Annotated in this window: 14 protein-coding genes; 4 read left to right on the top strand and 10 right to left on the bottom strand. The window is 53.0% G+C overall.

Annotated elements, in window-relative coordinates; all coding sequences use genetic code 11:
• Positions 1 to 315: 315 nt before the first annotated feature.
• Positions 316 to 1,245: a LysR family transcriptional regulator gene (locus tag ACJY2L_RS05550; protein ID WP_439213140.1), complete on the bottom strand. Its 930-nt coding sequence runs from the start codon at positions 1,243 to 1,245 to the stop codon at positions 316 to 318.
• A 133-nt stretch (positions 1,246 to 1,378) separates the two neighbouring features.
• Here ACJY2L_RS05550 and ACJY2L_RS05545 point away from each other — a divergent pair, with 133 nt between their 5' ends.
• Positions 1,379 to 2,284 (top strand): MBL fold metallo-hydrolase, encoded by a 906-nt coding sequence (locus tag ACJY2L_RS05545; RefSeq protein ID WP_439213493.1) that lies wholly within the window; start codon positions 1,379 to 1,381, stop codon positions 2,282 to 2,284.
• Positions 2,285 to 2,321: 37 nt separating this feature from the next.
• Here the strand turns inward: ACJY2L_RS05545 and ACJY2L_RS05540 are convergent, their stop codons facing one another.
• The 3 genes from ACJY2L_RS05540 to ACJY2L_RS05530 form a co-directional block, all read right to left on the bottom strand.
• Positions 2,322 to 2,681, bottom strand: coding sequence for a DUF6404 family protein (locus ACJY2L_RS05540; RefSeq protein ID WP_439213139.1), 360 nt, complete (start codon positions 2,679 to 2,681; stop codon positions 2,322 to 2,324).
• 92 nt (positions 2,682 to 2,773) lie between these two features.
• Positions 2,774 to 3,811, bottom strand: coding sequence for a S66 family peptidase (locus tag ACJY2L_RS05535; RefSeq protein WP_439213138.1), 1,038 nt, complete (start codon positions 3,809 to 3,811; stop codon positions 2,774 to 2,776).
• 84 nt (positions 3,812 to 3,895) lie between these two features.
• Positions 3,896 to 4,522, bottom strand: a complete 627-nt coding sequence (locus ACJY2L_RS05530) for a Vat family streptogramin A O-acetyltransferase (protein ID WP_439213137.1) — start codon at positions 4,520 to 4,522, stop codon at positions 3,896 to 3,898.
• 247 nt (positions 4,523 to 4,769) lie between these two features.
• Between ACJY2L_RS05530 and ACJY2L_RS05525 the strand changes: the two genes are divergently transcribed.
• A complete protein-coding gene (locus ACJY2L_RS05525; RefSeq protein WP_439213136.1) occupies positions 4,770 to 5,033 on the top strand; it encodes a hypothetical protein in 264 nt (87 codons plus the stop codon).
• 46 nt (positions 5,034 to 5,079) lie between these two features.
• Here ACJY2L_RS05525 and ACJY2L_RS05520 read toward each other — a convergent pair whose 3' ends face one another.
• The 6 genes from ACJY2L_RS05520 to ACJY2L_RS05495 form a co-directional block, all read right to left on the bottom strand.
• On the bottom strand, positions 5,080 to 6,096 hold the full coding sequence (locus tag ACJY2L_RS05520; protein WP_439213135.1) for a LacI family DNA-binding transcriptional regulator: 1,017 nt from the start codon (positions 6,094 to 6,096) through the stop codon (positions 5,080 to 5,082).
• Between the two features lie 90 nt (positions 6,097 to 6,186).
• Positions 6,187 to 7,686: a PTS transporter subunit EIIC gene (locus tag ACJY2L_RS05515; RefSeq protein ID WP_439213134.1), complete on the bottom strand. Its 1,500-nt coding sequence runs from the start codon at positions 7,684 to 7,686 to the stop codon at positions 6,187 to 6,189.
• 283 nt (positions 7,687 to 7,969) lie between these two features.
• Complete coding sequence (locus ACJY2L_RS05510; RefSeq protein WP_439213133.1) at positions 7,970 to 8,311, bottom strand: hypothetical protein; 342 nt, start codon at positions 8,309 to 8,311, stop codon at positions 7,970 to 7,972.
• Between the two features lie 145 nt (positions 8,312 to 8,456).
• Positions 8,457 to 8,930, bottom strand: coding sequence for a hypothetical protein (locus ACJY2L_RS05505; RefSeq protein ID WP_439213132.1), 474 nt, complete (start codon positions 8,928 to 8,930; stop codon positions 8,457 to 8,459).
• Between the two features lie 199 nt (positions 8,931 to 9,129).
• On the bottom strand, positions 9,130 to 9,375 hold the full coding sequence (locus ACJY2L_RS05500; RefSeq protein WP_439213130.1) for a hypothetical protein: 246 nt from the start codon (positions 9,373 to 9,375) through the stop codon (positions 9,130 to 9,132).
• A gap of 305 nt (positions 9,376 to 9,680) precedes the next feature.
• A complete protein-coding gene (locus ACJY2L_RS05495; protein ID WP_439213129.1) occupies positions 9,681 to 9,932 on the bottom strand; it encodes a hypothetical protein in 252 nt (83 codons plus the stop codon).
• Positions 9,933 to 10,436: 504 nt separating this feature from the next.
• On the opposite strand from ACJY2L_RS05495, the gene ACJY2L_RS05490 reads away from it, so the two are divergent.
• Together ACJY2L_RS05490 and ACJY2L_RS05485 are read left to right on the top strand one after the other, a co-directional pair.
• Positions 10,437 to 12,329, top strand: a complete 1,893-nt coding sequence (locus ACJY2L_RS05490; protein WP_439213128.1) for an NAD(P)-binding protein — start codon at positions 10,437 to 10,439, stop codon at positions 12,327 to 12,329.
• A 10-nt stretch (positions 12,330 to 12,339) separates the two neighbouring features.
• Positions 12,340 to 13,539: a c-type cytochrome gene (locus tag ACJY2L_RS05485; RefSeq protein ID WP_439213127.1), complete on the top strand. Its 1,200-nt coding sequence runs from the start codon at positions 12,340 to 12,342 to the stop codon at positions 13,537 to 13,539.
• The last annotated feature ends 295 nt before the right edge of the window (positions 13,540 to 13,834 follow it).

Raw genomic sequence — 13,834 nt, 5'->3', positions numbered from 1 at the left:
GGCGCCATGCACAATCGACCGTCTCATTGCGAGACGAAAAAACGTTTTTTTCGGCGGCTCAGGCTGGAGCTTTTTTCCCTGCTTATTTGCGTGATGGTCGGCGTGGCGGTTGGCCTGACGAGTGGAGCAGGTCATTTGTCTGCGGAAACCATAGCGGGCATTACGGTAGGCGCACTTTTTCTCTTACTGGCCGTGACTGATCGGCTACTTAAAAAATAGCTGCCGCGTGAAGTGGCAGGCTGAAATCCGCTTCGGGCGCCGCTTGTCCAGTGACGGCAAGTGCCGGTTTTGGCCAGTAGCCGTTCTGAATGTCGGTTAGTCAGACGCTTGCTTCATCACCTGTCGCAACAAGGTCAACAGCCATTGCAGCGCCGGATCGCCATCGCGTCGCTTGTGCCATAACAGCGATAACGGGATAGCAGCGGTATCAACTGGCACTGCGCTCGCTGCCAACAGATAGTGTTGCTGCCATGCCCGCGAGAGGCCTGCCGGAACAGTCACCAGCGCGGGCATTTGTTTAATAATCAGCGGTAACGACGAAAAATGCGGCGACACGTAACGCACGCGCCGGGAACATCCTTGTTCTGCCAGCCGGTCGTCAATTGCGCTATGGCTGGCACCACGATAAGAGACCAGCAGGTGCTGATGCGCCACATAATCCGCTAACGACAGCGGCGAAGGTAAATCCAGCTGGTTGGGCTCCCACAGCGTGGCGAAGGCCATGTTAGTGACATTGTCACGGAGCAGGCCAGCTGGCGTCTGTTGTCCCACGGAAAGAGCGACATCAACCTTGTCCTGCTGCAGCTTTTCACCGTCGCGAAAGGGATCGGTAGCGACAATGACGACATCAATGCCAGGCGCCTGCTGCGCTAATGCTGCCATCAGCGCAGGCATTATCCAGCTTTCCACCCAGTCGCTCATGCCAATGCGAAAGGTATGCGCATCATTAAGGGCGTCAAACGCAGGCGGCTGGAACAACAGTTGCTGCATCTGTTCCATCACAGGCGCCAACGCCGCGATCAGCGCTTCGGCGCGAGGCGTCGGCACCATACTGTTTGCCGTGCGGACAAAAAGCGCATCATCAAACAGCGCACGCAGCCGGGCAAGCGCGCCACTGACCGCCGGTTGACCGAGATGCAGCTTCTGCGCGGCGCGGGAAACGCTGCCTTCGCGGTGCAGCACCAGCAGGACAATCAGCAAATTGAGATCGATGTGACGAAAATCATTTTCCCTGATACTGCTCATTAAATTAATCGATTTGAATGAAGTATTGGCGCTCAGGATACTCAACGGACCGAAACAATTCGATGAGCCGGAGAGAAAAAAGATGAAAATAGTTTTCGCTATATGCGCCGTGTTAGGCTTCGCTGCCCCTGTCATGGCCGCAGAACCGCCGATGACCGAACTGAATCAGCAGGTACCGGGTTACTACCGCATGATGTTGGGCAAACTCCGCATCACAGCCGTATCAGACGGCACGGTCACCGTGCCGCTGGATAAGCTGTTAACCCACATCTCGCCACAGGAATTACAGCGGCGCATGGCCGCGGAGGCGATGACGTCTCAGGCAGAGACCTCTATCAATGCTTTTGTAATCGATAACGGTCAGCAGCGCATTCTGGTTGATGCCGGCGCGGGCGATCTGTTTGGTCACAAGGGCGGGCATTTGCTGGATAATCTCGCGGCGGCAGGTTATCCCGCTAACACGATTGACGCGGTGTTGCTGACGCATATCCATGCCGACCACTCCGGTGGCGTCTCACGCGCAGGCAAACTCGCGTTCCCTAATGCCATGGTGTACGTCGACAAACGTGACGCTGATTTTTGGTTGAACCCCAATAATGCCAACAAGGTTGAAGCCAGCCAGCGCCACACGTTTGCGGAAAGCGCGCAGACAATTGGCCCGGTCGCAGCCGCTAACCGCCTGAAAACCTTTACCGCACCCGCAACGCTGCTGAACAGCATTCACGCGATGGCGGGTGCAGGCCATACGCCGGGCAGCGTGATCTACCGGGTTGAAAGTGAAGGGCAAACGCTGATGTTGTGGGGCGACATTATTCACGCTAAGGCGGTGCAACTGCCGGATCCGCAGGTAGCGATTCATTTTGATGTCAATCAGCAGCAGGCGATCGACACCCGCAAGCGCGTGCTGGCAAAGGCCGCCGATCAGGGTGCATGGGTAGCGGCAGCGCATATCGCTTTTCCCGGGCTGGGTCATGTGATGCGCGATGGTCAGGGATATCGCTGGGTGGCGGCGAATTACACCACACAGCTCGCGCCGTAATCGGTTATTCGCCACGCGAAAGGGTAATTGTTGTGGTTCAGAGCTGATGCCACTGCGGCAGCGCGTGGCGTTTTCTGTACCAACGGTAGAGGAGCGCCATAAACAGGCCGAACAGCGCGCCTGCCAGCAACGCTGTCAGCACTGCCACGACGATGCCCATTTCCTGACGCTGCCAAAACATAAACCACATCACTACGCCCCACAGCAGCGAGTAGAAGAGGCCAAATATCAGCATATTGCTGGAAAAGCGGGCAAAGCAGGGCGGAATGAATGTTAAGCCCGCTTTCCACAGCAAGCGATGCGGCAGGGGAGAAAGCCAGTCGCCCTTTATGCCTTTTGCTCGCATAATGCCGAGTGCCCGGGACTTTTTGCGGTTAAAGCTGTGATCTTTTGCCATCTCACGCTCCTGTCAGATCGTCTGAGATCAATACTATCAGCCGGATGACGCGACGCGACATTGCCGGTCAGGAATGTGATGCAGGTTTGACGTTATAACTGTTGGGTCAGACAACCGCCTTCTGCGGTAAATGTCACCGCGGCACTGGCGCCGTTAACCAGCGTCATCTGCGGCGGAATATGGCCGATATCAACATCGTAAATCACCGGAATAGTCAGATCGCCAAGGGCAGCGCGCAGCGCATCAATGTATTGATGCTGCGAGGCATCATCGTTATTCGGTCCGGCGCTGCGGCCAATCAGAATGCCATTAAGGTGCGTAAACCAGCCTTGTAATCGCAGGCTGAACAGGGCGCGCGTTAATTCGCAGGGACCCATCTCAACATTTTCAAAATAGAGAATAATGCCCTCTTCGTTATTTCTCTGTGCAAAGTGCGGCAAATGACCAAAAGGCGTGCCTGCCAGCCTGGCGATAATATCCAGGCAGCCGCCGATCAAGCGCCCCTGGAAACAGGCGGAGGCAGTAACGCCATCAAGATGTTTCCAGCGGGTTTTTTCGGTCAGGTTGAAAGCCGCATCTGATGCTGGGCCCCACTGGTTTTCCCCAGGCTGAAACGCCGCCGAGGCCTGCTGTTCGAGCCGCTCACCGCGCTCGCCTTCAAGCACGCGCCATATCGCCTGGGTGGTGGCATCAGGCGTTCTGGCAGCTAAATCCATCAGGTTAGGGCCGTGAACGGTCGCCCAGCCTGACAGCGTGGTTAAGGGAAAATGCAGCGTGCTGAGATCTGAGAAGCCGGTGAACCATTTGGGTGCAGCCTGCGCGAACATCTGAAAATCGAGCAGCTCCAGCAACTCAATGGCTAAATCACCGCCCCACGGCGGCATAACGGCTTTGATTTCAGGCTCGGTTAAGCAGAATGTCAGCTCTTCGGCGCGCAACGAAGGGCTCGCGCTTTGATTTTTATACTGTTCGCGCAGGCAACGCCCTTCATAAACCCGATAACCTCGCGCTTTGAGATTCGCTATCGCCAGATCCAGACGTGGATGTAAATGGGCTGGCACGCCAGAAGAAGGCGCAGTGATCGCAATCAGATCTCCCGGAACCAGTTTTGCCGGAAAACGCACGGGCATGAGCAACCTCCTTATTCTGTTGGATGACCGGACAACGCAACGTATTCATTATGCATTCTCCAGATAGTGTTAAAGCCGTGCCTGCTAATCGACGAAAGCCGCAATATCGGCCGACATGATCGCGGGCAGATTTTGGGTGATTTTCTCTATCGGCCAGTCCCACCAGGCCAGTTGCTCAAGCGCGGCGATGATCTCAGCAGGAAAGCGCTGCTTAATCACCTTAGCCGGGTTGCCACCCACAATGGTATAGGCAGGAACATCAGCGGTGACCACCGATCGAGAGGAGATTATCGCGCCATTGCCAATGGTTACGCCGGGCATAATCAGTGCCTGATAACCCATCCAGACGTCATTGCCAATCACCGTGTCGCCCTTGTAAGGCAGCTCGCCGGCCTGTGGCAGCGTTTTTTCCCAACCCTTGCCGAAGATATAAAAGGGAAAGGTCGAGAAGCCGGAAAGTTTATGGTTGGCACCGTTCATAATGAACTGCGCGCCCCGGGCAATCGCGCAAAATTTCCCGATGATCAGCTTATCGCCAATAAAGGGAAAATGATAAAGCACGTTGCGTTCGAAATTTTCTGAGTCGTCCGGATCATCGTAATAGGTGTAATCACCAACGATAATATTGGGATTGTTCACCGTGTTCTTAATAAAACAGACCTGAGGAAAACGCGCCATGGGGTGTTTATCTGATGGATCGGGTCCGTGCATTTCTGTCTCCTTTTCGGCTTGAAGGTTTGCCCTGAATCCTGAAGCCCGATTCAGCCGTGGATGTAGCGCACCAGAGGAAACAGCGATGAGTTGTCGCATATCCGCGCATCGAAACCAGCGGACAAACTTAACAAAAAAGTGTTCTTTCTGAGGCACGCTAAAATCGAATATGTCGATTGCTAAATTACGTCAATACAGCGAATCTGGTTATTTCCCAGATGCAAAAATATAACTCAAGGAGCAGCAGATGCCAGATTACTGTTTTTTTCAGAAGGGCAAGGACGTCGTGGTGCTGGAAAGGTCAGACGTTGAAAACGCCGCCTTGCTGGCGGTCAAAGGCTTTGAAAAGCAGTTTGAAGAGATCGAGGCATTCAACCCAAACCGTGCGCTTGCGCGTTTTAAAGCCCTGCGTCACGAGGATTCCACGGCGCTACAAACCTACAGTAGCAATGTGTTGTTGATGTCAGCTGTCTCGGTTATCGGGTTACTCGCTGCGCTTATTCTGCGTTAGCCGCAGGCCGCGCTTACGCGTTCGGACCACACCTCGATAACCATCGTCATGCCGATTCACGAATCACCAGCTGGCCGGAGAGAATAATCCGCTGCGGCGTCAAATCGGCCTCATTAATCTTGCGCAGAATCAATCCGGCCGCCTGACAGCCGGTCTCCTCACTGGCAGAGGAAACGTAGGTCAGGGAAGGCGAAGTCAGGTTCACGTGCAGCATATCCTCAAATCCCAACAGCGCGACCTGAGAGGTTAAAAACAGATCCTTGCCTAACGTGCGGCCAACCTGGTGTACGGCGCTGATACCGCCGAGCATCGCATTGGGAGAATGGCAGAGCAGCGCGGTAACGGCATTGTTTTTTTCCAGCAGCTTACGGGTCACCAGGCCAGCGGCGCGAGTGCTTTCATCGCAGGCGGGCGCCAACTCCTCACGGAAAATCATGCCGTATTGCGTTAGCGCGCTGCGAAAACCCTGCAGACGCTGCTGGCGAATGCGATCGCTTTCTCCGCCGCCAATATAGGCGATATTGCGGTGTCCACGCTCTATCAGATAACGGGTTGCCAGATTGGCCGCCTGCCGGTTATCACGCATCACCAAATCACACTTCTCTTCAGAAAGAGACTGCGACACCACCACCAGCGGTAGCGGACAGCGACGAATCGCTTCCGGCAACGCAGAAGCAGTGACATCAGAATTCAAATAGATGACACCTGCGACGCCCTGCTGCTTAAACGACAGCAGGCAGCGTTCGAGTGCCTCTTCATCGTTTTGCGGCTGACCGAGAAGCACCATATATTGCCGACGTTCCAGCTCCTGCACGATGCTGGCCATCACCTTGATGGCGAAGCTGTCGCTGAAGTCGCGGATGATCAGGCCAATCAGATTGGAGGTGCTGGCGCGTAAATTGGCGGCGGCCACGTTGTGAACATAGCCCAGCGTGGTCATCGCCTGCTGTACGCGTGCAATGGTGGCGGGAGAGATCTTTCCTTTCTGTCGCAGCACCAGCGACACGGTGGAAACCGACACCTCGGCCTCTTTGGCGACATCAACAATACTGACTCTTTTCACCGTTGCTCCCTGAAAAATGCACGCTAATCATCCGTATAGCATAAGGCTGCCCGCAGGTGGCTGGCAGCCTTATTTCGCTCAGTAAACCCATTATTTTCCCAGTATGGCGGACATACGTTGCGCAATAAACTGCGCACGGGCACCGAAAATCACCTGCACGCCCTTGTCGCCGACGAAGACCACACCGCGCGCGCCCAACCCGTTCAGGCCATCTTTATCAACCTGTGGTCCCTGAGCCACTTCTACACGCAGGCGGGTAATGCAGGCACCGACTGAGGCGATGTTATGCGCGCCGCCAAGCAGGCCAATAATTTCGGTAGCCAGTTCGTCATCGGTTTTATTACTGGCGTCAGCAGTGACATCGGCGCGCCCCGGCGTTTTGATGTCATACCGCCGAATCACAAAGCGGAAGGTGACGTAATAAATCAGACCCATCGGCACGCCGATAATAATGGCGTTGAGGTAGTTGGTTTGAAAGCCGTTAAACGATGGCAGGATGCCAAATGAAATGTAGTCAATCAGGCCAGCAGAAAATGATTTGGCGATGTGCGCATGCAGCAGATACATACACATATAGGAAAGCCCGGCCATGATCGCATTAAAGACGTAAAGGATTGGCGCCACGAAGATAAAGGTAAACTCTACCGGCTCGGTAATACCGGTAAGGAAACAGGTTAGCCCGGCGGAAAACAGAATCCCCGCTGCAATCTTTTTGTTGCGGGTTTGCGCTTCATGATACATCGCCAGACAGGCGGCTGGCAGGGCAAAAAGCATCAGCGGAAACTCACCCTGCATAAACTTACCGGCATTTTGATAGCTGTCGCTGCTGAACGACTTCACGCCTTCTTCCAGCATTTTGAACCAGATAGTTTGATCGCCATGGATCACCTGACCAGCCTGAGTGGTGTAATCGCCGAAGGAGTACCAGAACGAGGGATACCAGATGTGATGCAGACCCAGCGGAATCAGCGCGCGTTCAACCAGCCCAAAGATAAAGGTTGAGGCGGCCTGATTATCGCCGTTTACCACCACCGACAACGCATCGATGCCGGACTGAATATATTGCCAGATATAGGGCAGCAGCAGGCCAAGCAGAAATGAGAGAAAGGCGGTGGCAATCGCCACAAAGCGTTTGCCGGAGAAAAAGCCAAGAAACTCCGGCAGCTGTATGGTGTGGAAGTGGTTATAACACCAGGCCGCAAGAATGCCGCACAGCAGCCCACCGAAGACGCCCATCTGCAACGTTGGAATGCCTACCACCATGGCGTACTTGCCGCCCTGCGCCGCCATTTCAGGCGTAATGGAGAGCACGGTGCCGATGGTAACGTTAGTAATAAATACCGAAACCGCCGCCGACAGCGCAGCGATACCCGATTCCGACGCCAGCCCAACCGCCGAACCAATGGCAAACAGCAGCGGCAAGTTATCAAAGATTACACCACCCGCATTCATCATCAGCGGTAAGTGAAACTTATCGCCAAACGCCAACAGCAATCCCGCTGCGGGCAACAATGAAATGGGCAGCATCAGGGCGCGGCCTATCATCGACAATTTGGACAGCGAACGTGTTAATCCTGATATCACACTCATAGTAAATCCCCGGTTAAAGGCAGTTATTGGCGCAAAAAACGCGTTTTTATTGTAGGTAGAACGTTCTACCAATGTGAAACAGGCGATTAAAACGCGCAATGAAAATTTCATCGCCGGTCATACGGGATTGTGATTGTTTGAAGCGCATCATGAATTCGCCGGACGGCAAACAGAGATAACGAGATGGATTTTTTGTGACGTTGTCACTGCAAAAAGGCGGCTTACTGGGTTATAAGCGTTAAATAAAATCGCACCAGCAGGGCGCTGATGCGAGCACCGGACATTATTTGGCGGTGAGAATCCCGGAGTGTCCCTGTTCATCCATCCACGTAATGTCGCACTTACCAGGCCCGAGCTTTAATACCGAAAGGGTGATGTCCATTTGCGTGCTCACCTGCCACATATCCGCTTTGACTTGCTTCACGGCGCGAGGTGCGAAGCCATTCACTTTGCTTACCCAGCACTGGTCATCGGCGATCACGTCCAGCAGTGCATCGCTATAGAGATGGCCACCGGCTTGCGCCGCTGCGACATTCTGTGCGGGAGTCGGATCTTGCTCTGTCTTCTGCGTTTTACAGCCAGCAAGGGCCAACGCCATCAGCGTTATTAAGAGGGTTTTCTGCATTTTTTACTCCGTTTTTACAGCAGTGAAGGCAATTTAGATGGCCTTTTAAAACCGGGCACCTTCATCGTCAGCTAAAGATGATAAGCGATATTGTCCGACGTAAAACAGTCGGCTTTTAGACTGCTCAGATATCGCAGTAAGACCTTTACGACTTTGCCGACAGCTGTTTACCACCACGTTGAATGTTCACGACGTTACTGACACGGATTGAAGACGGTGCAGATGTATGCTGCTCATCCGACAGCACATCGATAAGCTGCTGACCTTGATATCGGGCATGTAAACGAATCCTGCTTTCCTCCAGCTCGGTTTGCTGCCACAGGTAGGCAGAACGTTTGCGGTAAACGGTGCCCGATGCGCTAATCGCGAAATCGTTATCTTCGCTAACAAAGATAAACGCCAGCAGCTTTGTGGTCGGCACGCTTTCCGCTGCATCCTGAAGCGCCACAAAGCGCTCGATGTTAAAGGTTTCGATGACCTCCTCGTCGACGCCATAATGGCGCAGGACATCGCGCAGGGCGTTTTCCAGATCCCACATAAAATAGTCGTGCTTTACGCCTGGCAACTGTTGGCGCAGCCAGCGAATGGCTTCTTCAGCAGGTTGAGTCAGTAATGTCATAAGTCACCCGTGGATTGCGAAAATGAGCGCTGCCAGAACAGCGGCAGAACCGATACCGGCTTTAACCGGGTTTCCAAACCGCCAGGTAAAACCGAGAAAGAGGGCGTTAAACCCGATCCAGCCATATAACAAGGGCATAAAAAACTCCTGATTGCGTTGTTGGCGGCATCGGGCTAAGCCGGTATCGCAACGTATCTGATCAGAGATGATGCAAACGCAGATAGTCTGCCAGCCGCTTCGTTGCCGCAGCCAGATCTTCTGGAGCGGTCTGCTCTGCGACGCAGGTTTTCGCTGCGCTTATCACAAAGTTGTTGATAAGGCGTGGCGTGCAAAGCACCAGGTGATCAATCCATTGCTGATAGCGCGCGAACATGGCATCAAATGCCTTTTCGGCCTCTTTACTCAGCTGCTTCTCTTGCGATTCAACACAAATTTGCTCACGCATTTGCCCGATCTCAATGTGTTTATGTTGGAGCCGGTTGCCCGTGACGAAATAATCAGGCGTTGCAGATTAAGTAATCCTTATACGCTTGATTAATAGCGGTAAATCTTTTTACTTAAGATAAATTAATCGCCTGTTCTTGCCAGAGATCACTTATCGCGCTTCGACTGGTTGATACAGATATCCAGAACGATATAGATCAACAGCACGACGCCAAAAAGGTTCAGCCAGAGATCTGAATGATGTTGCATATAGCACCTCCTACCCTTTGCCAGCAGAGTAAAACCGGGCTTACGCTGACTTATCCTTTACGCGCCGATCTCAGCTGGCCAGCGGTGGGGCAGCAATTTGAGCACCCATATGTCACAGACGCGACAAACTCGGTAGCAGGCGATCACGCCGCTGTTATTGCGCAAGGTGCAGTACCATTTATCATCGACTTCCAGCACTTCACATCGCCTGCGATCGGGAATCTCAACATGTGTGCCGCTTCGTTTTCCATGGCGGAAGTGCGCGGTGATGGCACGGTTAATTAGCGCTTCTTGCTCAAGATTTGTCATACTTATTTTTCAGCACGAATTAAATCATGAGGGCATTAAACTGTATTTACTGGAATGCACTTTTGATCCGTATCAATGTTGTGACACTTGTCACATTCGTGCTGGAAATGGGCGGACCGGTTATATCGTTGAGGGCAACTGAACCTGACAGTAGAAATAAATCTTTATAGAGGTAATGACTCTGATGCGAGTGGCTGGCCGGAGCTTGCCATCATCCTGTTGAATAATGCTTACCATGAATAAAACCGCTGCCTGACCTCATGCACTGGTCCTGCTTGTAGTTGATTAATCGGGCAAAAAGTTATCGGTTTACTTTGCCTGTTGAATTAGAATAGCCTCCCAGCGCATCGGCAAACGTCGGTGTGGTCAGCATAGCGTTCTGCGCGTTTACAGCTGCATTATACGACAGCCAATCTAACGCCTTTATAACCGTTTCTCGGCCGTTATTACGCGCCTTCCGCCTGTTTTTAAAATGAATTAATTAATCAATATCTAAGGTTTAGTATGCCAATTACCCGTCGTGATTTTCTTAATGGCGTTGCCTTAACGGTTGCTGCCGGCCTGACGCCGCTGGAGCTGCTTCAGGCCGCGGGCCATGCAACAATGCTTGATGGCGATGCGCAATATCCGCCTGCATTGATGGGTTTACGCGGTAATCACCCAGGCTCGTTTGAAAATGCCCACGCGCTGGGTCGCGAACATGAGAATTTTAATTTCGATGCGCTTCCCGTCGAAGAGCACTATGACCTGGTGATTGTCGGCGGCGGCATCAGTGGTCTGGCGGCCGCCTGCTTCTGGCAGCAGGTAGCCGGTAAAGATAAAAAAATTCTCATTCTGGATAATCACGATGATTTTGGCGGACATGCCAAACGCAATGAATTTTCCGTCGGCAAGAAAACCCTGGTCGGCTATGGCGGCAGTGAATCATTCCAGTCGCCTGCCAATAACTTCAGTCCGGTAGCCAATAAGCTGCTGCAGGACGTTGGCATCAGCGTGGTAAAAATGAAGCAGTGTTTTGATCAGAACTTTTATCCCGATCAAAATCTGAGCCGCGGTGTTTTCTTCGATAAAAAGAATTTTGGCGAAACCCGAATTGTAAGTGGCGATCCGGGGCGGGCCGTCTCCGATGATATTCCACCAGACAGGCTGAACGGCCGCAATATAGAAGATTTTATCAACGATTTCCCGCTTGCCAAGGGGGATAAACAGGCGCTGATCGATCTGCACGTCAGGCCAAAAGATTATCTGCAGCCGATGAGTGTTGATGAGAAAACCGAGTGGCTGGACACCCACAGCTATCGGGAATTCCTGCTCAAGAAAGTCGGACTGAGCGAAATGGCTGTGCTCTATTTCCAGCAGCGCACCAATGACTTTTTCGCCATCGGCATCGAAGGCATTTCCTGCAACGATGCGCGAGCCTGCGCGTTGCCTGGCATGGAGGCGATGCAGTTGCCGCCACTGGAGGAGGAGGCACAGGCCGATCTTGACGAGCCTTACACCTATCATTTTCCCGACGGCAACGCGGGTTTAACCCGGCTGTTGGTGCGCCATCTGATCCCGGAAGCGCTGGCTGGCAGCACCATGGAAGATTCGCTCACTTCACGGCTCGATTACAGCCGACTTGATCGTCAGGAGAACAACACGCGCCTGCGCCTGAACAGCATCGTGGTTAACGCCGTAAACAGCGACGATGGCGTGGTGGTGACTTACCTCAACGCCGGCAAGCTTCATCGGGTGCGCGGCCGCAGTGCGATCATGGCCTGCTACAACATGATGATTCCGTTCCTGGTGCCAGAGACGCCGAAACCGCAGCAAGAGTATCTGCGCATGAACGTTAAAGCCCCGCTGGTTTATACCAATGTGGCGATCAAAAACTGGTCATCCTTTAAGGCATTGGGCATTCACGAGTTTTACTGCCCGGCGGCGCCATACAGCCGGGTGAAGCTCGATTATCCGGTCAGCATGGGTGACTATCAGCACCCGAAAAATGATGATGAGCCGATGGTACTGCATATGGTTTATGTGCCGACCTGGCCGGGCAGCAACCTCACCGCGCGTGAACAGTTCAGGCGCGGCCGCGCCTATTTGCTTGGCACCTCGTTTGATACTCACGAGGCGATGATCCGCGATCAGTTACAGGAGATGCTGGGCGGCGCAGGCTTTGACCACCAGCGCGACATTGTTGGCATCACCGTTAACCGCTGGGCGCATGGCTACGCCTACTACGCCAGCCCGCTGTTTGATGACCTCGATAAAATGCCTGAGATTATCAAAGAGGCGCGCAAACCGGTTGGCCGTATTGCCATCGCCAATTCTGATTCCGACTGGAGTGCCTACGCGCATGCGGCAATCGATCAGGCCTGGCGCGCCGTTAATGAACTCCAGGCAATCGGCTGAGGAAAATAACATGTTTAAGTTGATTCCAATTCTTGCGGTGCTCTTCTCTGCCAGCGCCTTTGCCAGTCCTGCCGAGGGAGAATATGTAGCGCGTATTGCAGACTGCGTGGCATGCCATACCCAGGAGAACGGCGACGAAATGGCCGGTGGCAAAAGATTTCAAACGCCGCTCGGCGATATTTTCTCAACCAATATTACGCCCGATCGGCAACAGGGAATTGGCGCGTACTCTTATGAAGAATTTGACCGTGCTGTGCGTCAGGGTATTGCGCGGGACGGGCATTATCTCTATCCGGCGATGCCCTATCCTTCCTATGCAAAAATGAAAGAGGAAGATATCAGGTCGTTGTATGACTATTTTATGCACGGCGTAAAACCGTCGGCGCAAAAGAATCGAGACAGCGAGATTCCCTGGTATTTTTCGCCGCGTTGGCCGCTGCGTATCTGGAATGGTCTTTTTACCGAAAAAGCCGCAGGCACCGCTGTCGCGCAGGATCCCCAGCAAAACCGGATCATGCGCGGCAAATATATTGTGGAAGGGCCGGGGCATTGCGGTGCCTGCCATACACCGAGAGGCATTGCGCAGCAGGAAAAAGCCTATGACAGCGCGGATCCGGTTTATCTCAGCGGCGCAACGATTGATGGCTGGTTTGCGCCATCATTAAGAGACCTGACGCTTTCTGATGACGAGCTGCAAGCGTTGTTACATCGCGGAAGAAGCCGCCATGCTGCGGTCGCCGGGCCTATGAGTGAAGTGATCACCCAGAGCACGCAATATCTGACCGAAGCGGATCGTCGATCGGTCAGCGCCTATTTATTGAGTCTCAACAGTGATAAAGCCCATGACGATCGCGTTGTCTTATCGGAACGCGCTACGACGAAAAACGCATCGGGCAACGCGCTTTATTTCCGTTATTGTTCAACCTGTCACGCTACCGACGGCAAGGGAACCGATTACAACGTGCCTTCTCTGGTGAATAACGCGGCGGTAAACGCGGAGGATCCTGCTAATTTGATCAAAGTTATCGCCTGGGGCGCTGAGACGCCGGTTACTAAAGGCAACATTCCTTATAAAATGCCCGCTTATCAGGGCGAAATAAGCGATGAGCAATTGCGGGACGTGGTGAATTACGTTCGTGGCGAGTGGGGCAATCATGTCGAGCCGATCAGTGAACAAAAGGTTAAAGATGTGCTGGAAAATAAACAGTGATAGCGGGGAGGCTAGCTGACTCCAACAGGATCCATAACTGACAGGTCACTTTCGCATTCATCCGTTACATACCGCGCTAATGGCGCGGTTTTTATTAACTGCTTTCCCTCAAAGCCGCAAGAAGTTTGCCCCAGTGATGATTTGCACAGATGGGTTGAACGTAAGCAGGTAAAGCCATCTGAAAAATGATCGTTTTCTTTTGAAAAGTCATGGCGGAAACCATGAAGGATCCGCACGCGGCTATTCCGTTAATCAGGCGATCAGAAGGATGAAATGAAGAAACTTGACTGCAAAT

Origin of the sequence: Duffyella sp. Ts4, assembly GCF_051851875.1 — a bacterium.
GTDB classification, from domain to species: Bacteria; Pseudomonadota; Gammaproteobacteria; order Enterobacterales; family Enterobacteriaceae; genus Duffyella; species Duffyella gerundensis.
Note: the sequence above shows the minus strand (reverse complement) of the source record. Positions and strands in the feature narration are given on the sequence as shown.